Source organism: Bacillus sp. AL-1R (assembly GCF_052180195.1).
Classification (GTDB): domain Bacteria; phylum Bacillota; class Bacilli; order Bacillales; family Bacillaceae_G; genus Gottfriedia.
This window is the reverse complement of record NZ_CP197469.1, coordinates 4,122,856-4,147,204: the sequence shown is the minus strand read 5'-3', so window position 1 is coordinate 4,147,204 and position 24,349 is coordinate 4,122,856. Positions and strand designations below refer to the sequence as shown.

The window sequence follows — 24,349 nt, the reverse complement described above, 5'->3', positions numbered from 1 at the left end:
GGATGGAGAGCTCTTGGATCAAAAAATCATTGATAAAGTTGAAGAACTAAGAACAAAAGTAAATCAATACAACTATGAGTACTATGTGTTAGACCAGCCATCTGTGCCGGATGCCGAGTATGACTCATTATTACATGAATTAATTGGATTAGAAGAACAATATCCTACTATCATAACACCAGATTCTCCATCTCAACGTGTAGGTGGACAGGCAATTGATCTGTTCGAAAAAGTCGTTCACAGTCATCCAATGTTGAGCCTAGGAAATGCGTTTAATGAAGAAGATTTGAGAGACTTTGACCAAAGAATAAGACAGGATTCAGCTCGCGTTTCTTATGTTTGTGAACTAAAAATAGACGGCTTAGCCGTTTCACTTCAATATGAAAATGGATTGTTTGTCAAAGGTGCAACTCGTGGTGATGGTACAGTTGGAGAAGACATTACGCATAATTTAAAGACAATTAAAGCAATACCATTAAGACTTTCAGAGCCAGTTACAATAGAAGCTCGTGGTGAAGCATTCATGCCAAAAGCTAGCTTCGAAAAGGTTAATGAATCGCGTGAAAAGAATGGGGAAGAACTATTTGCAAATCCAAGAAATGCAGCGGCTGGTTCATTACGCCAACTTGACCCGAAAATTGTTGCTAAACGAGATTTATCGTTCTTTGTTTATGGATTCCCTACAGCTGAGGAGTTTTCAATTCAAAAGCATAGCGAAGCACTAGACTATCTTCACAAACTTGGATTTAAAACAAATACTTTCCGCAAAACATGCCACACAATTGAAGAAGTAATTGAATACGTTCATGAATGGAAAGAAAAGAGACCGTCATTACCTTATGAGATTGATGGAATTGTCATAAAAGTGGATGAATATAGCATTCAGAAAAAGCTAGGTTCAACAGCTAAAGTACCAAGATGGGCTATTGCATATAAATTCCCTGCTGAAGAGGTAGTTACAAAATTAGTAGATATCGAATTAAGTGTAGGGCGTACAGGTGTAGTGACACCAACTGCAATTTTAGAGCCTGTTCGTGTTGCAGGTACTGTAGTAAAACGTGCATCGCTTCATAATGAAGATTTAATTAAAGAAAAAGATATTCGAATTGGTGATTCAGTCGTTATTCGCAAGGCTGGAGATATTATTCCTGAAGTTGTGAATGTTCTATTAGATCGTCGTACTGGTGATGAACAGCCTTTTTCTATGCCAACTCACTGCCCTTCATGTGAGCATGAGTTAATAAGAGTGGCAGGTGAAGTTGCACTACGATGTGTAAATCCTTTCTGTCCATCTCAAATTCGTGAAGGATTAATTCATTTTGCGTCCCGTGATGCAATGAATATCGAAGGTTTAGGCGAAAGAGTAGTATCACAATTATTTGATGCTAATTTAATTAAGACTTTTACAGATCTGTATCTTCTAACGAAAGAACAATTATTATCTCTAGAACGATTTGGAGAAAAGTCAGCGGATAAATTAATTTCTGCAATTCAATCTTCTAAACAAAATTCACTTGAAAAATTATTATTTGGACTAGGCATTCGTCATGTAGGAGCTAAAGCTGCAAAGACATTAGCACAACATTTCCAAACAATTGATCGATTAATGGAAGCGACGGTTGAGGAAATAACCGGAGTTAATGAAATTGGTTCTAAAATGGCGCAATCAATAAATGATTACTTTTCACAAGACGAAGTAAAAGAACTTATTGCAACCTTTAAAACAGTTGGAGTAAATACTGAATATAAAGGGATTCAAGTAGAAAATATGAATTTGGATTCTCTTTTTGCTGGTAAAACAGTAGTATTAACTGGTAAGCTAGAACAGATGACTAGAAGTGAGGCGAAGAAGCAATTAGAAGCACTTGGTGCAAAAGTAGCAGGAAGTGTTAGTAAGAGTACTGATTTAGTCATTGCAGGTGAGGCAGCTGGATCGAAATTAGACGCTGCACGTAAATTAAATATCGAGATTTGGGATGAAGAGAGAATGATTAAAGAGCTTCAACCACAATAATAAATTCAATCAATTAGAGGGCGGATTAATGAGGTATTAGTTCGTTCGCTTAATAAGTAGAAGGTGTGAGTTAGATGAAAAAACGATTAGGAATGCTCCTATGTTGTTTTTCGCTCATCTTATCTGGCTGTTCATTATCAATAAAGAATGAAGATAAGGTTGTACAAGAGGGCAGTAACAAAAAAGGGGAAGACGCAATCATACCCCGTTATTCAATTTCAAATGATTACTACAAGACAATACTTCCGTTTAAGCCGAGTAATACAAGGGGTGCTGTCGTTGCAAATATTGATAATAGACTAGATATTAGTGAATTTGAATTAGGTTTAATGCGAATTGTACAAGAGCAATATTCAACAAAAGATTACTTGTATCAAGAAGGACAATTATTAAGTAAAAAAACAGTGGAATCTTGGCTAAAAAGGAAGTACACTCCATCACAATTTAAACAAAAACAAGATGCACTTGTAAAAGCAAATTTAAAAAAGAATTCGATTACAAATGATGGTTTGAATCCAATTCAAACAGACACAAAAAATCTTACTGAAGATGAAAAGGCTAAACAAGCTCCGATTTTTTTAAATTCTATTTTAGAGCAGGATTATCTAAAAAAGGATGGGAAAGAAGTTAAAGTTGAGGGAGTAGCAATTGGTTTAGCAATGAACTCTGTTTATTATTATCAAGAGGAACATGGCTATCCAAGAGAGCTTAAAATTCCTCAAGATGAAATGATTAAACAAGGTAAAGCGATCGCTCAAGAAATTTTGACGCGAGTTCGAAAAATGGACGAATTTAAAGATATACCGATTACATTTGCTATTTTCCGTCAGCAAAGTCAATCATCTGTAGTACCTGGAAACTATGTTGCTATGACTTCAGTTTCCGGAAATGACTTTTCGATTAGTAATTGGGATAAAATTAATGAGAAGTACTATTTATTCCCTTCAGCTGCTGCAACTGCAGATCACCGAGATGATGCGATGAAAATGGTTAACTTTAAATCCGATATAGAAAATTATTTTCCGAATTATACAGGTGTTGTAGGCACTGGTTTTTATAAGGATAATGAATTAATACAACTAAAAATTGATATACCTATGCAGTTTTATGGTAAGGCAGAAGTCATAGCTTTTACGCAATATGTAGCGGGACTTATGATGGACCATTTCCCTTCATACTTAAAGGTTGAGACGAATATATTCTCAACAAATGGACAGGAAGCACTTATCGTAAAAGAAGTAGATGCTAAAGAACCTAGTGTGCATATTTATAACTAAAAGGAAGAGGACAACTCTTCCTTTTTTCTATGTTACGGAAGAATCTGTAAGCGTTTCATATTTGAAGAAAATATAGGAATATTGTATTATGTAAATGTGAGTTTTTTATACAGTAGATAATTCTACTAGCAATTGACTGAAAACACTGATAGAAAAACGGTTACAGTTATTGCTATTTTCAAACTAAAGGGGGATTTATTCAATGGTTATACCTTACAAACATGAGCCATTTACTAACTTTGGCTTAGAGGAAAATCAAGAACAATACAAACAAGGATTAGCACTAGTTTCATCATATTTAGGTGAAAAATATCCACTAATCATTGGTGGAGAGCGTATCTTTACAGAAGAACAAATCGTATCTGTAAATCCTTCAAATCACAAAGAAGTTATTGGTTCTGTATCTAAAGCAAGCCGTGAATTAGCTGAAAAAGCTATGCAAGTTGCTGATACAACTTTTAATACATGGAGAAAAGTTAAGCCTGAAGTTCGTGCTGACATCTTATTCCGTGCGGCTGCAATTATTCGTCGTCGTAAACACGAATTCTCAGCTTTATTAACGAAAGAAGCTGGTAAACCTTGGAATGAAGCTGATGCTGATACAGCTGAAGCAATTGATTTCTTAGAGTTCTATGCTCGTCAAATGTTACAATTAAAAGACGGAATTCCTGTTGAAAGCCGTCCTGGTGAATATAACCGTTTCAACTACATTCCATTAGGAGTTGGTGTTGTAATCTCTCCTTGGAACTTCCCATTTGCAATTATGGCTGGAACAACTGTAGCTGCTGTAGTAACAGGTAACACTGTACTATTAAAACCAGCAAGTACAACTCCAGTAGTTGCTTACAAATTCTTAGAAGTATTAGAAGAAGCTGGATTACCTGCTGGAGTAGTAAACTTCGTACCAGGTAGTGGTGCTGAAGTAGGAGATTACTTAGTTGATCACCCACGCACTCGTTTCATCAGCTTTACTGGTTCTAAAGAAGTAGGTATCCGTATTTATGAGCGCGCTGCAAAAGTTAACCCAGGTCAAATCTGGTTAAAACGTGTTATCGCTGAAATGGGCGGTAAAGACACAATCGTAGTTGATAAAGAAGCTGATTTAGAATTAGCTGCTAAATCAATCGTTACATCTGCATTCGGATTCTCTGGTCAAAAATGTTCAGCATGTTCTCGTGCAGTAATTCACCAAGATGTGTATGATCAAGTTCTTGCTCGTGCAATCGAATTAACAAACGAATTAACTGTAGGAAACCCAGAAGATCGTTCAACTTACATGGGTCCAGTTAATGACCAAGCTGCATTCAATAAAGTAATGAGCTACGTTCAAATCGGACGTGAAGAAGGCTGTGTAGTAACAGGTGGAGAAGGAGACGATTCTACTGGTTGGTTCATCAAACCAACAATCGTTGCTGACGTTGCTGAAGATTCTCGTTTAATGAAAGAAGAAATCTTTGGACCAGTTGTAGCATTCTGCAAAGCTAATGACTTTGATCATGCTTTAGAAATTGCTAACAACACTGAATACGGTTTAACAGGTGCTGTTATCTCTAACAACCGTGCAAACATCGAAAAAGCACGTGAAGATTTCCACGCTGGTAACTTATACTTCAACCGTGGATGTACTGGTGCAATCGTTGGTTACCAACCATTTGGTGGATTCAACATGTCAGGTACTGACTCTAAAGCAGGTGGACCAGACTACCTAGTTCTTCACATGCAAGGTAAAACAACTTCAGAAATGCTTTAATTAATAGAGTAAAGGTTTGTTTTAGACATCCTTTATATAGAAGAAACCCCACAGAGAATATTCATTCTTTGTGGGGTTTTCTTTGTATTTATTTGCTATTATGATCAATTAAAAAAAGAGCGTATGAATTTTATGCTTTTCTTCTTATTTCACTACTTCACTATCTAAACCTTTCCTTATATTATTATGCTATAATTTTATCATAACGATTGAGAACAGAGAGAAGGGATACCATGCAAATTTTACAGAGAATTATTCAATTAGTAGATTCAATACCATTAGGAACTCGTGATGATTGGGACTCTTATTTTTTAGGACAAGCATTTATAACTTCTCTTCGTTCAACTTGCGGAAGTAGAAGGGTAGGAGCAGTTATTGTTAGTGATAATCGAATAATTGCTTCTGGGTATAATGGATATCCAAAAGGAGCTAAGCATTGTATTGATGGGGGTTGTCCTCGCTTTGCTGCTCGTCAAGAAGGTTTAATAGATAGTGGTAAATACTCAGATCAGTATCCTTGTGATGCTTTCCATGCTGAAGAAAATGCAATTTATCAATTAGTACAATCCGGAATTCAAAAAACGAAAGGTGATAATTGGACAATCTATTGTACAACTGCACCGTGTCGAGCTTGTGCAAAAATGATAAATGGAGCGGGGATTACTAGAGTTGTCTATAATGTAGGCTATCCGGATGATTATTCAATTGAGTATTTTAAAAAATATGGAATTGAACTGACAAGAATCCCTGCCGAATAAATTTTAGTCCAAATTTAAACAAACGTTTGATTATATGTAGGAATGTGTGTACAGACTGTTTGAAAGCGAATGTCTTTCGAGGTTCATTTAATCTAATAAAAGCGAAGTTATCCTATACGATCATTTAGCTTCAATTAGGTGAAGTAACGAAGAAAGAGACCGTTTGGCGGACAGTCTGTAATTATTTTACTTGTATTTAAGTGGAATGTTGCCCGACACATGGGAAATTTGGTATTATCAGTATATTGTATGTTGTGCGAATAATATGGAGGTGCAAATAAATGTCAAAGATTACAATGGAGCAAGTTAAGCACGTTGCTCATTTAGCGCGTTTAGCGGTTACTGAGGAAGAAGCTGAGAAGTTTTCTAAACAGCTTGGAGCAATTTTAGATTTTGCTGAGCAGTTAGGTGAACTTGATACAACAAATGTAAAACCAACTACACATGTCCTAAAAATGCGTAATGTATTACGTAAAGATGAGCCAGGTAAAGGTTTACCAATAGAAGAGGTACTGAAGAATGCACCAGACCACAAAGATGGACAAGTTAAAGTACCGTCAATATTGGATTAAGGGGGGAAATGAGAGTGTCATTATTTGAATATACAGTTTCAGAATTACATAGCAAATTAAAATCAAAAGAGATTAAAGTAGAAGAGTTAGTAAATGAATCTTATGAGCGAATCGCAGCAGTTGATGGTGAAGTAAAATCATTTTTAACTTTAAATGAAGAGCAAGCACGCCTTCAAGCAAAAGCACTTGATGAAAAGCCTTGGGATGAGTCCCGTGGAATTCTTTCTGGTATGCCTATTGGTGTAAAAGATAATATCGTTACAAAGGGTCTTCGAACTACTTGTGCGAGTAAAATTCTTGAGAACTTCAATCCAATATACGATGCGACAGTTGTAACGAAATTAGCACAAGCTGAAAGCATTACGATCGGAAAATTAAATATGGATGAATTTGCAATGGGTTCATCTAATGAAAATTCTGCGTTCGGTGGTACTCGTAATCCTTGGAATACGGAATACGTACCAGGCGGAAGTAGCGGTGGGTCTGCAGCTTCAGTTGCTGCTGGAGAGGTATTATTCTCTTTAGGCTCTGATACAGGTGGATCAATCCGTCAACCAGCTTCATTTTGTGGAGTTGTTGGTTTAAAACCTACATATGGTCGTGTATCTCGTTCTGGTTTAGTAGCATTCGCTTCTTCTTTAGATCAAATTGGCCCAATTACTAGAAATGTAGAAGATAATGCTTTGTTATTACAAGCAATTTCAGGATTAGATGCAAATGACTCAACTTCAGCAAATGTAGAAGTCCCTTCATTTGCTAAGGCGTTAACAGGTGATGTAAAAGGTCTTCGTATCGCTGTACCGAAAGAATATTTGGGTGAAGGCGTTGGGGAAGAAGCTCGTGCATCTGTTATGGCTGCTTTAAATTTATTAGAAAGCTTAGGTGCTACATGGGAAGAGGTTTCATTACCACATTCTAAATATGCATTAGCGACATATTATTTAATTTCTTCATCTGAAGCATCTGCTAACTTAGCTCGTTTCGATGGTATTCGTTACGGTCATCGTGCAGCTGATGTAGAAAACTTAATTGATCTTTATAAGAAAACAAGAGCTGAAGGCTTCGGAGACGAAGTAAAACGTCGTATCATGTTAGGTACTTATGCATTAAGTTCTGGTTACTATGATGCTTACTATAAAAAAGCTCAACAAGTTCGTACTTTAATAAAAGAAGATTTCGAGAAAGTATTTGAAAACTATGATGTTATTATTGGCCCAACTACACCAACTCCTGCATTTAAAGTAGGCGAAAAAGTAAGTGACCCAATGACAATGTACGCAAATGATATTTTAACGATTCCTATTAACTTAGCGGGTGTACCTGCGATTTCTGTTCCTTGTGGTTTCCATAATGGTCTTCCATTAGGATTACAAATTATCGGTAAACATTTTGATGAGTCTACAATTTACAGAGTTGCCCATGCATACGAGCAAGCAACTGACTTTACAAAACAAAGACCACAACTATAAGGAGGCGCGGGAAAGATGAATTTTGAAACGATAATCGGTTTAGAAGTACACGTAGAATTAAAAACAAAATCAAAAATCTTCTCACCAAGCCCTAATGCGTTTGGTGCAGAACCAAATACAAACACTGGTGTAATTGATTTAGGTTATCCAGGTGTGTTACCAGTATTAAATGAAGAAGCTGTAAACTTTGGTATGAAGGCAGCAATGGCATTAAATTGTGAAATTGCAACTGAAACAAAGTTTGACCGTAAAAACTACTTCTATCCTGATAATCCAAAAGCTTACCAAATCTCTCAATTTGATAAGCCGATTGGTGAAAATGGATGGATTGAAATAGAAGTTGGTGGCAAAAAGAAACGAATCGGTATTACTCGCGTTCATTTAGAAGAGGATGCTGGAAAGTTAAATCATACAGATGAAGGATATTCATTAGTAGACTTTAACCGTCAAGGAACTCCATTAATTGAGATCGTTTCTGAACCGGATATGAGAACTCCTGAAGAAGCTTATGCATATTTAGAAAAACTTAAGTCAATTATTCAATTCAGTGGCGTATCTGATGTAAAAATGGAAGAAGGATCACTTCGTTGTGATGCTAATATTTCATTACGTCCATTTGGACAAGAGGAATTCGGTACAAAAGCCGAATTAAAGAACTTAAACTCATTTGCTTTCGTTCAAAAAGGGCTAGAGCACGAGCAAGTTCGCCAAGAAAAAGTATTATTATCTGGTGGAGTAATCCAACAAGAAACACGTCGTTACGATGAAGCTACAAAGACTACAATCTTAATGCGTGTTAAAGAAGGATCGGATGATTACCGTTACTTCCCAGAACCAGACTTAGTTGAACTTTACATTGATGATGAGTGGAAAGAACGTGTTCGTAAAAGTATTCCAGAGCTTCCAGATGCTCGTCAAAAACGCTATGTAGAGCAATTAGGTTTACCAGCATACGATGCAATGGTATTAACTTTAACAAAAGAAATGTCTGATTTCTTCGATGAAACAGTAAATAATGGTGCAGATGCAAAATTAGCATCTAACTGGTTAATGGGTGAAGTTTCTGCATACTTAAATAAATCACAAAAAGAACTGCATGAAGTTGCTTTAACGCCTGAGAACTTATCTAGTATGCTTAAATTAATAACAGACGGTACAATCTCTTCTAAGATTGCGAAAAAAGTATTCATTGAATTAATCGAAAACGGCGGAGACGCAAATGAAATTGTAAAAGCAAAAGGTTTAGTACAATTATCTGATGAAGGCGCTCTTCGTAAAATCGTTATCGAAACACTTGATGCGAACCCGCAATCAATTGAAGACTTTAAAAATGGTAAGGACCGAGCTATTGGTTTCCTTGTTGGTCAAATGATGAAAGCGACTAAAGGCCAAGCAAATCCACCACTATTAAATAAGATCTTAATGGAAGAAATTCAAAAAAGATAAGATTTTCAATAAAAAAACTACGAACTATAAAGCTCGTAGTTTTTTTGTACTGTTTGAGATTAAAATGACTCAATAATATGGTTGGCTTGCTGGTGCATACAAAAAGAAATCCACTTTACCGTTGGGTCGTTATATAATCCTGATATATGTATTAATAAAGAAAAAAATCCAGCACCTAGTATATTTCCAATGTAAGTAATAAGCCACAAATTTAATACCTCTAGCCAATTCATTTTTCCTCTAACGGCAATATAGGCAAAATAAAATATGTTACCTATAAATAAGTCAGCACCACCGTATGCAATTAGAAGAATGGCGACAGTGATTGTTATTACAGCCATCGGGTAAGCAAAAGGTGTATACGCGGCATGAAAGAAATTACTTGATTTAAATGCCACTATAACTCCGAAGCCTATAAACATACTAGCCATTATAGCTCTTAATAAAAAACGCAAAACACTATCTCGATAAATCTTTAACTTTTTTAGAGCAAAATACTCTACATTCACGAACGGTTTGTTTCCCATCTCATTATCAATCCTTAATTCTACTTTAATGTATTTATCATCAATATGTACTATAATGATTAAGTTGTTCAAAACCATTGAAAAATATAGCTAAGAAACGAATGTAATATAAATTTAATATAATATAATATTACTTTTCAATCTCGGTTTTCTGGGTTTGAACATGCTTTAGATAGGTAAAAATAGATAAGTAAATGGAAAAAGTTTACTATAAAAACTTTTTAGGTTAGGATATAAGTTAGAGAACTTAAATAAATAAGTAGGATGGTTAATGATGAAACGTGCTAGAATAATCTACAACCCTACTTCTGGTCGCGAAATTTTCAAGAAAAAGCTTCCCGATGTTTTGGAATTGTTCGAGCAAGCGGGCTATGAAACTTCTTGTCATGCAACAACCGGTGCAGGAGATGCGACAATCGCAGCAAGAGAAGCATGTGAACGAAAATTTGATTTAGTTGTAGCTTGCGGTGGAGATGGAACACTTAATGAAGTCATTAGTGGTTTGGCAGAACAAGAATATCGACCAAAGTTAGGATTAATCCCAGTAGGGACAACAAATGATTTTGCTAGAGCAATCGGTGTGAATGTTTCAATTATGGAAGCAGCTGAAGTCATAACAAATGGGCAAACTGTCCCCCTTGATATTGGAAGAGTTGATGATAAATATTTTGTAAATATTTTGGCTGCCGGTAAAATTACTGAATTAACATATGAAGTACCTAGTAAACTAAAAACAATGTTAGGACAGCTTGCGTATTATTTAAAAGGTATTGAAATGTTACCAAGAGTTAAGCCTACACGATTAAAAATTGAGTATGACGGAAAAATATTTGATGAAGAAGCATTTTTGTTCTTATTATCGAATACAAACTCTGTTGGTGGTTTTGAAAAAATTGCACCCGAGGCAAGCATTAATGATGGACAATTTGACTTATTAGTATTAAAGAAATCAAATATAGCTGAAATCATTAAAGTATGTGCTCAGCTATTAAGAGGTCAGCATGTACAAAATGAACATGTTCTTTATACTAGAGCAAGCCATTTGAAAATTATGTCTGATGAAAAACTACTATTAAATATTGATGGTGAGTATGGTGGAGAAACACCATGTACAGTCGATATGCTTTACAATCACCTAGAAATCTTTGTACCATAATAAGTGAAATAGTAGTAAATACTAGAAAAAGTAACCACGGTAGTTAACGTGGTTATTTATTTTGTATAATGAAATGGTTTAATAAAAGGTTGAAAGGTAGGTAAGGGACTTGTCGAAAAGAGTATTACCTGTAGAAAAGAATCAATTTATAGATGTTGAATTTATCGATTTAACTCATGAGGGACATGGAGTTGCAAAGGTAGATGGATATCCGATCTTTGTACCAAATGCACTTCCAGGTGAAAAGGCACAAATTAAGGTGCTAAAAACAAGCAAAGGCTTTGGTTTCGGTAAAATTATCGAATTCCAAAAAGAAAGTGATGTTCGAGTAGAACCAATCTGTTCGATTTACAATCAGTGTGGAGGCTGTCAAACTCAACATATGAGCTATGAAGGCCAGCTTGAAGCAAAACATAAACAAGTTGTAGAAGTTGTAAAACGAATTGGGAAACTTGATGATGTAATAATCCATCCGGTATTAGGAATGGAAAATCCATGGAGTTACCGTAACAAAGCACAAGTTCCAGTAGGAGAACTTGAAGGTGGACTAGTAGTTGGTTTCTATCAAAAAAGAAGCCATGAAATTATTCCAATGAATGAATGCTACATTCAAGGAAAAGAAAATGATGAAATGATACAAGCTGTTAAAGATCTTTGTGATGAATTAAAAATAGAGCCATACGATGAAATTAACCATAAAGGTCAGTTACGTCATATCATGGCACGTTACGGATACTATACAAATGAATCAATGTTAGTTCTTGTTACTAATAAAGTAAACTTTGCTCAAAAAGATGAATTAATAGCTAGAATTGTTAAGAAATATCCGACAATTACGAGCATTATTCAAAACGTAAATAATGAAAAAACAAATGTGATTCTTGGAAATCAAACAATTGTATTATACGGAAGTGAAACAATCAAAGATAAAATTGGAAATATTACTTTCGAAATTTCAGCACGATCATTTTATCAAGTAAATCCTACACAAACTAAGGTTTTATATGATAAAACACTCGAGTATACAGACTTAAACGGTAGTGAAACCGTTATAGATGCATATTGTGGAATCGGATCAATATCTTTATTTTTAGCACAAAAGGCTAAAAAGGTTTATGGTGTAGAAATTGTACCTGAAGCCATTGAAGATGCGAAACGAAATGCAATGATTAATGAAATGACAAATGTTGAATTTGAAGTAGGGAAAGCTGAAGAGGTTATTCCTAATTGGTACAAGCAAGGAATTACAGCTGATGTATTAGTAGTAGACCCTCCAAGAAAGGGTTGTGACGAGGCTTTATTAAATACAATCATTGATATGAAGCCAAGCAAAGTAGTTTATGTTTCATGTAATCCTGCTACATTAGCAAGAGACTTAAGAGTTCTTGAAGACGGCGGATATAAAACAGTAGAAATACAGCCGGTAGATATGTTCCCACATACTAGTCACGTTGAAGCTGTCGCGAAATTAGTACTTAAGGAAGGGAATTAATTTTCATTACTAAGACTTTTAGTAACTTGAACAGTAGAATGCTGTTGGCCGGAGATAATAATTTTAATTTTGGGCTAAAAGGTTTGAATTTTTTAGCCCATTGAGAGGATTTGAATTTAAATATGGCAGATAATTTTTGGCGTGATTTACCACGACCATTTTTTGTACTTGCACCGATGGAAGATGTGACAGACGTTGTTTTTCGCCATGTGGTGAGTAAAGCGGGTAGACCGGATGTATTTTTCACAGAGTTTACAAATTCCGATAGCTATTGTCATCCAGAGGGCATGAAAAGTGTGCGTGGCCGTTTGATTTTTACAGAAGATGAACAGCCAATAGTGGCACATATTTGGGGGGATAATCCTGAATATTTCCGTCAAATGAGTATTGGCATGGCAGAACTAGGATTTAAGGGAATCGATATTAATATGGGTTGCCCTGTACCGAATGTGGCATCAAGAGGGAAAGGGAGTGGACTTATTCTGCGCCCTGACGTTGCTGCAGAACTAATTCAAGCTGCAAAAGCAGGTGGACTTCCTGTTAGCGTGAAAACGCGACTCGGTTTTAAGGAGGTAAATGAGTGGGAGGAATGGTTAACGCATATTTTTAAACAAGATATTGCCAATCTTTCTATTCATTTACGTACAAGAGAAGAAATGAGTCAAGTAGATGCACATTGGGAGCTAATTCCGGAAATTAAAAAATTACGTGACCGCATCGCACCGAATACGCTTCTAACAATTAATGGAGACATTCCTGATCGTCAAGTTGGCCTACAGCTTGCCGAAAAATATGGTATTGATGGTGTTATGATCGGCCGAGGCATTTTTAAAAATCCTTTTGCTTTTGAAAAAGAGCCAAAAGAGCATAGTAGTAAAGAACAACTCGATCTTTTAAGACTACATCTTGATCTTCAAGATCAATATGCTGATGTATTGCCACGTTCAATCACAGGGCTTCATCGCTTTTTCAAAATTTATGTCAAAGGATTCCGCGGAGCTGGTGAACTAAGAAATCAATTGATGAACACGAAATCAACAGATGATGTACGTGTAATGCTTGATAACTTTGAGTCAAAGAATCTTGATGGAATCGCTGAATTGTAAACGTGACATCCGTTGTGTTGTCAATGATTATCCGTACATGTAAAGATGTTAAAAAAGTACTCTCTAGAGTAGACTCTTTAAAAGTCTAGCTATAGGGTACTTTTTTTATTATACAATCCTCAATCTTTTAGCTTGAATTTAGTTGTTCTTATTGAATAAGTGGTTTTTTTCCTTTACATGAAGAAAATATCCACCTAGTAAATGAGAAATGTTTACTTTACAATTAATGCAACTATAGATAATGAACATTTTTTAAATTGAGAAACGTTAAATAGAATGAATCGATAACTTAACATACGAAATCAACGAAAGGGAGGATAAACACATAATGAATAGATTGATAATTGGAATGGATGGCGGAGGAACGAAAACGAGAGTTCTGGTCAAAGAACGACTAGATGGAGAAACGTTATTTGATCAAAATTTTGGCATGTCAAATTATAACAACATCGGTGTAGAAGGGCTTATACCAGTATTTAGTGAAATATATGAATCGCTATTTTCATATTTTGGAGAGCGTTTACAAAATGCGATTCTTGTACTAGGTTCTGCAGGAGTAGATCGTCCTAAAGATATTGATATTTATTTAGATGCATTAAAAGAAAGTGGTTTTACTTGCCAGCTAGAAGTAGTAAATGATGCGGAAATTGCTCTTGTTGGTGGCAACGGAGAAAGAAAAGATGCTTTGATAATTGCCGGAACAGGTTCGATAGTTATGGGAGTAGATTCAAAAGGAAATACACTACGCTCAGGAGGATGGGGCGGATTAATAAGTGATGAGGGTGGAGGTTTCCAGATTGGTTTACATGCAATTGCTGCTGTTTTGAACGAGTATGACAAAGTGATTGCTCCTACATCTTTTACCGAAAAATTGCTCGCTCATTTTAAGTTGAATTCTCCGGAAGATTTTATGGATTTATTATACATGGAAGATACAATTCCGGTAGATAAGGTAGCTTCTTGTACCCCAATCGTTTTAGATGCATGGGTAAAAGGTGATGAAGCTGCCCGTTCAATTGTTGAAGGTCAACTAGATAAGTTGGTTCGTTTAGTGATTGGAATTAGTAGACAAATGGGTTCAATTAATTTCCGCCTATCTGTGGCCGGAAGTTTGCTGACGAAATCAGCTGAGTATTTCGATGCATTAAAAGAAAAGTTAAGTGTGGCTTTACCTCAAGTTGAACTTTCTGCACCTCTTTATGATCCAGTTTTCGGTGCCATCATTATTGGCGAGAAATACAAGTAATTCAAAATAAAAATAGTAAGGAATGGCGATTGAATATGCGTGAAATAGGAATTAGTGTGTATCCCAACTTTTATCCTTTAGATCAAATTAAAGATTATTTAGCAAAGGCTAGTTCATTAGGTTTTAAAAAAGTATTTGTTTCGCTGATTTTAAATAATCATGGTTTCGAAGGTGCACTAAATGTAAATGCGGAAACTTGGAATGAATTATTTTGTTACTGCAAAGAACTTAATATGACTGTGTCAGCTGATATGAATGATGAAGTTTTCAATGAGTTGGGTTGTACATTAACCGACCTTACAGTGTTACAAAATATGGGCATCACAAGACTCCGAATTGATGGAGGATTTACGAGTGAAGAAGTTGCACTTCTTTCAAAAAATAAACAAGGGATTCAAATAGAAGTAAATGCTTCAATGTCCTCTTCTGATAATCAAAATGGAAACGCTTTACGGGAATGTCGCGAGTTTTTAGAAACAATAGAAAGAGAAGGAAATATTGAACAATTAACAGCTTGCCATAATTTTTTTCCTCTACCAGATACAGCACTGTCTTTAGAAGACTTACGCTCAATTAACAATCTGTTTGCTTTATTCGGTGTGCCAGTCGGAGGATTTGTCGCTTCGCAGCTTTCGCCAAAGGATTTACACCACTTAGGTCATGGAGTTTGTACAATTGAAAAACACCGTTTCTTGCCTAGCCATATTGCCATGCTAGAGTTATTTGCAAATGGTTTTAATGATGTATTAATTGGTGACTCATTTGCAGATTTTACAGAGCTCAAAGAAATGGCTAGATGCTACAAACAAGATTATATAGAAATTCCAGTTGTTTTTAATCAATATGTACCAGAGCAAACAAAGTTGAAAATAAGCGAGCAGGTTCTTATTTCAAGAGTTGATCAGCCGGCAAATCTCATTCGTGCAACTGATACTAGGGGAATGAAAGTACCTCATTGCTATTGTGCACCAAGAGAGAAATATACAGTTTCTATTTTAAATAATCGAAGTGCACAATATGAGGGAGAGGTACAAATTTCATTAAAAGATTTAGGACAATCCGTTGAACATAATGTCATTGGATTTGTTCATCCTTTTGCATACGATTTAATGCCGTATCTTTTAGCCGGCAAAAATAAATTTCGATTAGTTGAATATAAGTAAAAAATTTATATAGTCGAGGTATCAGAATGGTAAAAAGTGCAGTAATTCTTGCAGCAGGCAAAGGGAGTAAAATGAATCCTTTTAGCGCAGTTCGCTCCAAAACAGCAATAAAAATCGCTGGTAAGCCATTAATTCGTTATAATATTGAATCCATTGTAGCAATGGGAATAGAAGACATTGTTGTTGTTGTTAATGAGGAACATCAAAGAGAAATTGAGAATCTTCTATTCGACATAAAGAATGTTAAATTTGTAGTAGATCAATCAAATATAGGAAGTGCGGAAAGTTTAGTAAAAGGGGTTGAGAAACTTTCAAGTACTGAGGAGTTTCTCGTTCTTTACGGCGATACGATTGTCGAACGAAAGGATCTGGAGCAATTAGCTAGTTCCAACAAACCTACCGTTTTGTTGAAAAAATTAGAAGAGTCGTCAAGGAATTGGATCGGCGCGAGTATAAAGGATGGATTTGTTCTGTCAATTGGAGCGCACTACCGTGGCGACAGTATTACCCATCAATTCGCAGGATTTCTTTTTGATGAGTTATTACTGGAAGAAGTGAAAAGAACGCCTGATTATTTTCCGAATGTAAAAGTAGGAGTGGGTGCTCCGAAAGAACAATACATCGAAGCTGCACTTCTAATATCACTTGAGAAAACAAAATTACAAGCGATTGAGTGTAATGGCCATTTCTTTGATATAGATAAGCCATGGCATATGTTAGAAGCGAATGAATATATGGTGAATCATTTTTGTAATGCATTAAAAGAAAACGACCTAGCCGAAGGTGCAACAATTTCTGAAAATGCAACCATTCATGGTCACGTAAAGCTTGGTAAGAATTCCTCAATTGGTGATCGAGTTGTCATTCACGGTAACCTAATTGTAGGTGATCATACAATTATTGATAATGGTGCGATTCTTAATGGAAATGCGGTTATTGGTGATCATACTGCCATTCGTAATTATTGTATGATTTATGATGGAGTTTCAATTGGGTCGCATTGTATATTCGACCATTGTGCAGAGTTCCTTGGCGGAATGGTAATGGATAAGGTATATCTTTACCACTATGGCGAGTTTTATGGTGCAATAGGCAGTTATACGGATATCGGTGCAGCAACGGTTTGTGGAACATTACGCTTTGATGATGGGGAAACTGAGCACATTGTAAATGGACGGAAAGAAATACCTTTACATTTTTCAAATGCAGCGTATCTTGGTGATTATTGTAGAACTGGTGTGAACACGATTATTATGCCTGGATGTAAAATAGGTGCTTATAGCGTGTTAGGAGCAGGTGCAATCATCGATAAAGATATTGAACAAAATAGTCTTGTTTTCGTAAAACAAGATCTCGTTATAAAAAAATGGAGTGAAAAGAAGTACGGTTGGTAATTTTATTAAATCAATTAAAGAAGGTATTCATTTATGGAGAATTATTTTAAGTATGTAATGGCAAATCTCGAAAAACTATATACGACACAGAATCAAAAAATAGATGAAGCGGCAACTTGTATTTTTGAAGCCATTCAAAATGGTGGTCGCTTCCTTGTTACAGGTTCGGGTCATTCACATATGTTTGCTGAAGAATTTTATGTAAGAGCGGGTGGATTTGCGGAGGTCTCACCAATTTTGCCGAATGAGTTTTTTTTACATGACCATCCATTAAAAAGTACTGTGATCGAACGATTAGAGGCTTATGCAAAGGTAATTTTCGATTTATACAAAATAAGCTCAAAAGATATTCTTGTGATTGCTTCCAATTCAGGGAGAAATGGAATGACGGTTGAACTTGCAAAAATGACACAGGAATGCGGTGCAAAGGTAATTGCTTTTACAAATCCAAATCATCCAGAAGGTTCTAAATCAAGACATAGTAGCGGAAAATACCTTTGCGATTTTAGTGATGTAGTCATAGATAATTGTACCGGACCTGGAGATGCTTCCTTTTATGTAGAAGAAGCAAATACAGGGATGGGGGCAACTTCAACAATGGCTGGAGCCTTTGTTGCGCAATCAATTTCTATATTATTAGCAAAAAAATATCATCAAGCTGGATTAAAACCACCTGTTTTTAAAAGTTCTAATGTAGATGGTGGAGATGAGTGGAATAAAGAATTATTTGCAAAATACTATGGTGTTTAATTTATGCTTTTTAATGTTTTTCAAAATTTAACAAAAAAATAAGATTAATCGACTACCCTTTAAGATCTTTGAATTGAAGAATCAAAAGGTATGCTTTTAAAATTCACTGATTCGTTTTTGCGTTCCCAGTTTATGGGTGCGCTTTTTCGCGTTTGACAGATTAAAGTGCTAACCACGTCTTACAGAATTTCTAATACATTGTTAAGAAATGCTTAACTCAATAAAATGCGGAATCCCTTATTTTTAGTACTTTTGTTGTAAGATAAGGATTTTTTTTGTATTCAAAAAAATAAAAACGAATGTTGTTAGTAAAATGTTCCTGTATTTTATAGCAGGTCTTAGGTCGTATTATAACATTGGAAGTTCGCATGACATATGAACTAGGCTTATTTGTTTTAAATTGCGAACTATTTTGGAAAAATTCAAACTGTTAAATAGATTTACTGGAAAGTAAACTTAAAATACTAGATTAGGCATCTAGGGTGGTGAGGTAATATATGCGAAGAGATTTAATTTTGCAATTTTTGTATCAAAAAGGAAAATCACTAACTTCACAAGAGCTTGAATCAGAATTCGCTATTTCAAATCGTACATTACGAAATGAATTAAAAGAACTAAACGCGATTGGAGAAAAGTCCGGATTTGTGATTCAGAAAAAACGTGGTGAGGGCTATTTACTTCATATCGAAAACCAAGAGTTGGTTCAAACGTATATGAATGAAATAGATGGAGCATTGGCACCAGATTTACCCCGTGTTCGAGTGAATAATATTATTATGCTTTTACTTCAAACAACAGAGTTTCAAACGATCGATATGTTTGCTGATAGTCTAATGATTAGCAGATCGACAGTTTTTACCGACATGATTGAAGTTGAAAAGCAAGTAAGGATTTTTGATTTAAAAGTAGAAACAAAATCACGCTATGGGGTTCGTTTACTTGGGGATGAAACGAATTTTAGAAGAGCGTTTTCCTACTTCCTAAGTCAAAAAGAAACAGGATTGTTAAAAAAATCAAATTATCAAACTTTTGAGAAAGCGTTTCCATTTGAGGAAATTCGAGCTGTTTTGAGTGAAGAAGTACAGAATAATCAACTGAAATTAAGTTATTTTGCACTTGAGAATATTTTATTGCACATCCAAGTACTCTCTTTTCGAGTAACTCAACACAACTTTATCTTGCCTAATCAAGAAAAAAAATTAGATGTTTCTCTAATCAAACCATCGTTTATGAATATAGCAAAGAGAATTTGTGAAATTCTTTCTGAACTATATCATGTCGTATTACCAGAAAGTGAAATTATCTATTTAGCTGCACATATAAGTGGTAAATCGAGTGTTGACGATATTGAGGAACATGAAAAAAATGACTTGAAGCAAAAACTAACGAATTGTTTGGAAAGATTAGATCAAACATTTTTAACTCAGTTTTCAGGTGATCAGCAACTTTTAAATACGATGATCATGCACATGTATCCATTGTTAAGAAGATTATATTTCAATTTAAAGCTTACGAATCCATTGATAAATGATGTATATAGTAGGTATTCAGACGTGTTTATGATTGCCTTAAATTTTTCTGAAATGATTAAGGAAATTTGGGGATTCGAACTTTCTAGTGATGAAATGGGTTACATTACAATGCATTTAGCAGCTCACGTAGAAAGGGAGAAACAAAAACAACTAAGTTCCTACAAAAAAATTCTACTATCGTACGGATTGGGAGCGGGATCGGCCGATTTAATGAAAATGAAACTTGAAGCACTTTTTCAAGGGGCAAAGATTGATGTCGTTCTGTACAGCGAGCTTCAGTTAATAAATCTTGAAGAATATGATTTATTAGTTTCATCGACTTCGATTCCATTTGATACGATTTCGATTCCGTATATTCAAGTAGCACCAATACTTACTGAAACGGATGTTCAAAGAATTCGACGTGCGCTTACTAGATACCCGGCTAATAAAGTTAAAGAAGATGTACCAACACTTTTATCTTTATTTCATACAGATTTGTTTTATATAGAAGAAAGCAAAGAGTTGTTTGACTACAAAGCCTTTATTAAAGAAAAGGCAAAAAGAGTGGTTGAACTAGGATTTGCACCACCTAACTATCCTGATTTAGTTGTCGACCGTGAAGAAAAAATATCGACGATACTACAAAACGGAATTGCAGCGCCACATGCATTGAAAATGGTTGCGATCCAAGATTCAATCAGTGTGGTGATCTTTAAAAACCCACCGATAATCGATGGAAAAGTTGTACAAATCCTATTTTTAATTAATCTTCGTGCCGGAGACTTGTTTTTACACAAAGAGTTAAGTCGATTATTTTTACACTTAATGGATTACCCCGAGACGAAGCAGAAAGTATTAAAATCAAACAATTTCAACGATTTTCAATATGAAATCTCTAAAATCTTGTTTCAGTATGGTTCGTAATGAAGTAGCGATCATTCTAAAAAAATCAACCTAGTGGGATGGTCGCAATCATATGCGAATCAACATTCATATTATCATTTGGCTTTTGTAGATAATGTTGAAAACGGTTACTCACAAAAAATAATAAAATAAATTATTTCGGAGGAAGATTAATGAAAAGAAATAAATGGTTTTTGGGTAGAGCTTTACCAGCATCAGTATTAGTAGCTTCAATGTTTGCAGGTAGTTTTAATAGTGTAGTAGTTAAAGCTGCTCCTACTGTTTCAACTCAATCTACTGTAGCTCCAATTTCAACCGGAACTAAGATTTATATGACAACGACAGAGATCACTCATGCAAAACCAGCTAATTTAGATACAACAAAGCCAGTAAAATGGACAACATCTGATCCATATGTTGCATATGTTGATATGATTGGAAACGCGAAAGGAGATTATAGCGGAAAAATTTTAGGGATATCTGGTGGTACGGCAAGAATCACTGGTACCGGAGTAGATACGAATGGTAATGCAACAACTGTGAATATTACTGTTACTGTAAGTGAGACACAGTCATCTACTAATCTTGAAAAAGTTGTTTACTATTATAACGCTGGGGATTCAAATATTCCAGCAGCACTAAAAGATTCAAAATGGGAAACAACAAATATTCCTACCGCACCATCAGGAGCTAAATTCCCATCTAAGAACTATGTTGGCTACGTTAATGGAGAAAATGACGTAAAATGGTTGATTTCTAAAGATACTTTAATCAAGTCAAACGATAAAATTATTCTTGGTGACGAAAAACCTCATGGCGTAATTACTGGTATCGTATCGGATGCAATTACACTTTACGATCCAAACTTAGCACCAGCAGATCAAATTCAGTATCTACAAGGTGGAAGATATATTCCTCAAACTGGTGGATCTTCAGGTTCTGGTACTAATAATTCAGGTGCAGCTGCAACTTATAACGCCAAAGAAGTGATTACAAACATTATGCCAGATGGAAATAATGGACTTTGGGTTCTAGGTGAAAAAGGTAATGCAACGCATATCGTTAGAAAACAAATGTCGCTAATGGGTAAATCGTTATTACAAACCGAGGTTTCTAGAAACTACACGGATCGATTTGGATTCCAATCTGGGAATATGAGATTCAATTCACAAGCGGATATGATTAAAGCGCTTATGACTGCTGATAAAGATGCAGGCAGAGGCAACTACGATACAGATAATGATGGTCTTTGGACGACAATGTATGCTTCTGGAGAAATCTGGAGATACAACTACATGAAAGAAAACTTTGGAGAATCTGATGCTAGAACAAAAGACGCAAAAGCATCTGCTATTCGTGCAGTTGAATCAATCGTAACGCTTGGTTATGTATCTGGTACCCAATTAAAAGTTACATCTAAAAACAATGTAAATGACTATGTGTATGTTGTTAACTCTTATGGTGGAAACGTATCAACAATCGAAGAAGCAAAAGCATGGCTAGCTGAAAACGAAGGGAAGCCAGTTTATGTTGATGAAAACGGTAAGTATACATTAGATCACACAAAAAAACCTGCTGCATCTGGTTTCTTTGCAAGGTCATATAAAGTTAACACAAGTAACAATGGTGCAACAACTCCAGAAGCTGAAACTTGGGATAATGCATGGATAAAAAAGAAGGTTGGACAAACAACAGATATAAATGGAAAAACAGTTTACTACAATGTCGCAGGAGCTTTCAAAAATGGAACTAATCCTGCTCTTAAAGCTTATGACACAGTTGCTGTACCTCCACGTTTAACAAATATATTTGCAAGCCAAAATGAAGGTTTAGATGCTGATACAAAAGCTTTAGACTCAAATAAAGTCGTTTACAAAGCAACAACTTCTACTGATGAATTAGTAGGTCATTATTTTACGCTTGATTTAGCATATAAAGCGTTCAAAGATGAAGATCCAGAACTAGCAGCGTTAATCAAAAATAATATGATTAACCATACAAATGCATTAATTCTAAATAACTATTTCCAATTGACTGTAAATGGCGAGAATCCAACTGAATCTCGTTTTGATGAGGGAACGATTCGTGGAAATGGATTAAATGTTCCAAATGCTCCAACTAGATGGGCAAATTTGAATCCGGAATACCTTGATGGTAATAAAGATGCATGGGGAAGAGACGCAGACTATGAAGATGGTCCATTAAATGCACAATTACTTTTACAAGCACTTGCAGTCGCAAAAGATTTTGGCGGGTATACATCTAAAGAAAAAGAACTCCTTAAAGCTCAGGGCATAGATGTTGTTGAACCACTAGATTTTGCAAACGAATACAAAGTAATGAATGGCCAAAAGGCTACAAAAAAAGCTAATGAACACAATGATTTTGAAGTAAGATACCCAAAAACACACAACTCGAAATCGATGCTTGATATGTCATTGCAATATCTTGCAAGATACTTTGGTATTGCTGCTCATAACGGAGATGATATTGGTGTTAGCGGTGTAACTCATGAATCATACATGAACTATTCTGACGAAGAAGAAGAAGCACTAGCTTATTACACATTATCTCACCATGCTGATCAGTTTAACGGAGACGAAATCTTAGAAGGTATGAATCAATGGTGGACAAATGAAAAGAGAGAGAAAAACCCATTTATGACAACTTTCTATGCAGCTTCTCTAGGTGCATTGAAAGCTAAAGGGATTGATATCGGAAATGCACAAGTTGACCTTGCTGGTTCAGAGTGGCAAATGTCTCGCATCCCTAACAATTTCATGAACTTTGATGTATTATCAGCAAACAGAAATGACGTAACACATGTAGCGCCGAATCTTATGGTTGATCAATTAATTCCACGTGATGAAGTTATGATGTCTAAGTACAACACGAATATTTTCGGAACGATGGATCGTAGAACGATTGACTCTGGTAACAGTTTAACAATGGAATCTTCAACTGTAATCTCAATGCCATACTGGATCACTCAAAATCCTGAGGATGTTGCTTATGTAGAAAAGTTAGGTTCAAAAGTGACTAAACCTGTAAATAAAGGTACAGAAAGCTTAAGTTATCCAACGAACATTGCAAAGATGAATCCTCATGCGAAATATAATGAAGACACACATACATTTACGATTAATGTTGGTGAATCGGTTAGACTTGATGCAAAAACAACTGGCTATACTCGAAATGTGTCTTGGGCAACGGATGCTTGGGATCAAGCAGGATACAAAAATGGATTACCATCACAAATCAATGCCAAACCAGATGTATCACAAGTGATTGACCTAAGAAATATAGCAACTTATGGTGATGAAGGTAATGTAAAATCAACCGACTTAAGTGTAAATGGCGAGTACTATGGGGCATACGCAACAGGCTTAAAACCAGGAACTTGTACGGTATCGGCATATGTTATTGATGGTTTCTTTAGAACACCGAAAAAAATCACTTATACAATCAATGTTGTTGATCCGATGAAATCAACTGGTAAAATTGCTCCTACAAAGTTGGACAAGAACTCTTTTGCATATCCAAGCTGGTTAAAAAATGCAATGGCTGAAAAAGGATTAAATACAGATGGAAACAAATTTATAGAAGTTAGTTACGAATCATCATCTCCAGACGATGTAGCTGTTGATGCGGATGGAAAAGTAACATATAAAACAAATAAATCAGCTACTATCACTGCGACGGTTGTATACTCTGCAATGACATTGAATGGAGATCCACAATTTGCAAATGATAGTCACGTGATGACGTTTGTACGCACAGTATCTAAGGATGCTAAATAAAAGTATCTGTTA

At 35.5% G+C, this 24,349-nt stretch carries 17 protein-coding genes; 16 read left to right on the top strand and 1 reads right to left on the bottom strand.

What is annotated here, in order from left to right; genetic code table 11:
* Positions 1–13: 13 nt before the first annotated feature.
* From ligA to gatB, 7 genes are all read left to right on the top strand, one after another.
* On the top strand, positions 14–2,014 hold the full coding sequence (ligA, locus tag ACSBO6_RS19720) for an NAD-dependent DNA ligase LigA (protein WP_498843917.1): 2,001 nt from the start codon (positions 14–16) through the stop codon (positions 2,012–2,014).
* Between the two features lie 74 nt (positions 2,015–2,088).
* On the top strand, positions 2,089–3,291 hold the full coding sequence (locus ACSBO6_RS19715; RefSeq protein ID WP_498843916.1) for a CamS family sex pheromone protein: 1,203 nt from the start codon (positions 2,089–2,091) through the stop codon (positions 3,289–3,291).
* 202 nt (positions 3,292–3,493) lie between these two features.
* Entirely contained in the window at positions 3,494–5,041 is a 1,548-nt protein-coding gene (pruA, locus tag ACSBO6_RS19710) for an L-glutamate gamma-semialdehyde dehydrogenase (protein WP_498843915.1), read from the top strand.
* 233 nt (positions 5,042–5,274) lie between these two features.
* The gene (locus tag ACSBO6_RS19705; RefSeq protein ID WP_498843914.1) at positions 5,275–5,799 is read left to right on the top strand and encodes a deoxycytidylate deaminase; all 525 of its coding nucleotides are present in this window, start codon (positions 5,275–5,277) and stop codon (positions 5,797–5,799) included.
* 281 nt (positions 5,800–6,080) lie between these two features.
* Positions 6,081–6,371 carry an Asp-tRNA(Asn)/Glu-tRNA(Gln) amidotransferase subunit GatC gene (gatC, locus tag ACSBO6_RS19700; protein ID WP_069032659.1) on the top strand — a complete coding sequence of 97 codons (291 nt, stop codon included), beginning with the start codon at positions 6,081–6,083 and terminating at the stop codon, positions 6,369–6,371.
* Between the two features lie 14 nt (positions 6,372–6,385).
* Positions 6,386–7,840 (top strand): Asp-tRNA(Asn)/Glu-tRNA(Gln) amidotransferase subunit GatA, encoded by a 1,455-nt coding sequence (gene gatA, locus ACSBO6_RS19695; protein ID WP_098846144.1) that lies wholly within the window; start codon positions 6,386–6,388, stop codon positions 7,838–7,840.
* Positions 7,841–7,855: 15 nt separating this feature from the next.
* Positions 7,856–9,286, top strand: a complete 1,431-nt coding sequence (gatB, locus tag ACSBO6_RS19690; RefSeq protein WP_098846145.1) for an Asp-tRNA(Asn)/Glu-tRNA(Gln) amidotransferase subunit GatB — start codon at positions 7,856–7,858, stop codon at positions 9,284–9,286.
* Positions 9,287–9,345: 59 nt separating this feature from the next.
* On the opposite strand, the gene ACSBO6_RS19685 is transcribed toward gatB, so the two are convergent.
* Entirely contained in the window at positions 9,346–9,813 is a 468-nt protein-coding gene (locus ACSBO6_RS19685; protein ID WP_098846146.1) for a formate/nitrite transporter family protein, read from the bottom strand.
* Between the two features lie 271 nt (positions 9,814–10,084).
* Between ACSBO6_RS19685 and ACSBO6_RS19680 the strand changes: the two genes are divergently transcribed.
* From ACSBO6_RS19680 to ACSBO6_RS19640, 9 genes are all read left to right on the top strand, one after another.
* Positions 10,085–10,969: a diacylglycerol kinase gene (locus ACSBO6_RS19680; protein WP_098846147.1), complete on the top strand. Its 885-nt coding sequence runs from the start codon at positions 10,085–10,087 to the stop codon at positions 10,967–10,969.
* Between the two features lie 109 nt (positions 10,970–11,078).
* Positions 11,079–12,461, top strand: a complete 1,383-nt coding sequence (rlmD, locus tag ACSBO6_RS19675) for a 23S rRNA (uracil(1939)-C(5))-methyltransferase RlmD (protein ID WP_498843913.1) — start codon at positions 11,079–11,081, stop codon at positions 12,459–12,461.
* A gap of 122 nt (positions 12,462–12,583) precedes the next feature.
* The gene (locus ACSBO6_RS19670; protein ID WP_098846149.1) at positions 12,584–13,567 is read left to right on the top strand and encodes a tRNA dihydrouridine synthase; all 984 of its coding nucleotides are present in this window, start codon (positions 12,584–12,586) and stop codon (positions 13,565–13,567) included.
* Between the two features lie 328 nt (positions 13,568–13,895).
* Positions 13,896–14,813, top strand: coding sequence for an N-acetylglucosamine kinase (locus ACSBO6_RS19665; RefSeq protein ID WP_098846150.1), 918 nt, complete (start codon positions 13,896–13,898; stop codon positions 14,811–14,813).
* Positions 14,814–14,848: 35 nt separating this feature from the next.
* Positions 14,849–15,976 (top strand): MupG family TIM beta-alpha barrel fold protein, encoded by a 1,128-nt coding sequence (locus tag ACSBO6_RS19660; RefSeq protein ID WP_098846151.1) that lies wholly within the window; start codon positions 14,849–14,851, stop codon positions 15,974–15,976.
* Positions 15,977–16,002: 26 nt separating this feature from the next.
* Entirely contained in the window at positions 16,003–17,370 is a 1,368-nt protein-coding gene (locus ACSBO6_RS19655) for a sugar phosphate nucleotidyltransferase (protein WP_218937228.1), read from the top strand.
* A gap of 33 nt (positions 17,371–17,403) precedes the next feature.
* Positions 17,404–18,120 (top strand): SIS domain-containing protein, encoded by a 717-nt coding sequence (locus ACSBO6_RS19650; RefSeq protein WP_098846153.1) that lies wholly within the window; start codon positions 17,404–17,406, stop codon positions 18,118–18,120.
* A gap of 497 nt (positions 18,121–18,617) precedes the next feature.
* Positions 18,618–20,558 (top strand): BglG family transcription antiterminator, encoded by a 1,941-nt coding sequence (locus ACSBO6_RS19645; protein WP_098846154.1) that lies wholly within the window; start codon positions 18,618–18,620, stop codon positions 20,556–20,558.
* A 152-nt stretch (positions 20,559–20,710) separates the two neighbouring features.
* Positions 20,711–24,337 (top strand): hypothetical protein, encoded by a 3,627-nt coding sequence (locus tag ACSBO6_RS19640; protein ID WP_498843912.1) that lies wholly within the window; start codon positions 20,711–20,713, stop codon positions 24,335–24,337.
* Positions 24,338–24,349 lie beyond the last annotated feature (12 nt).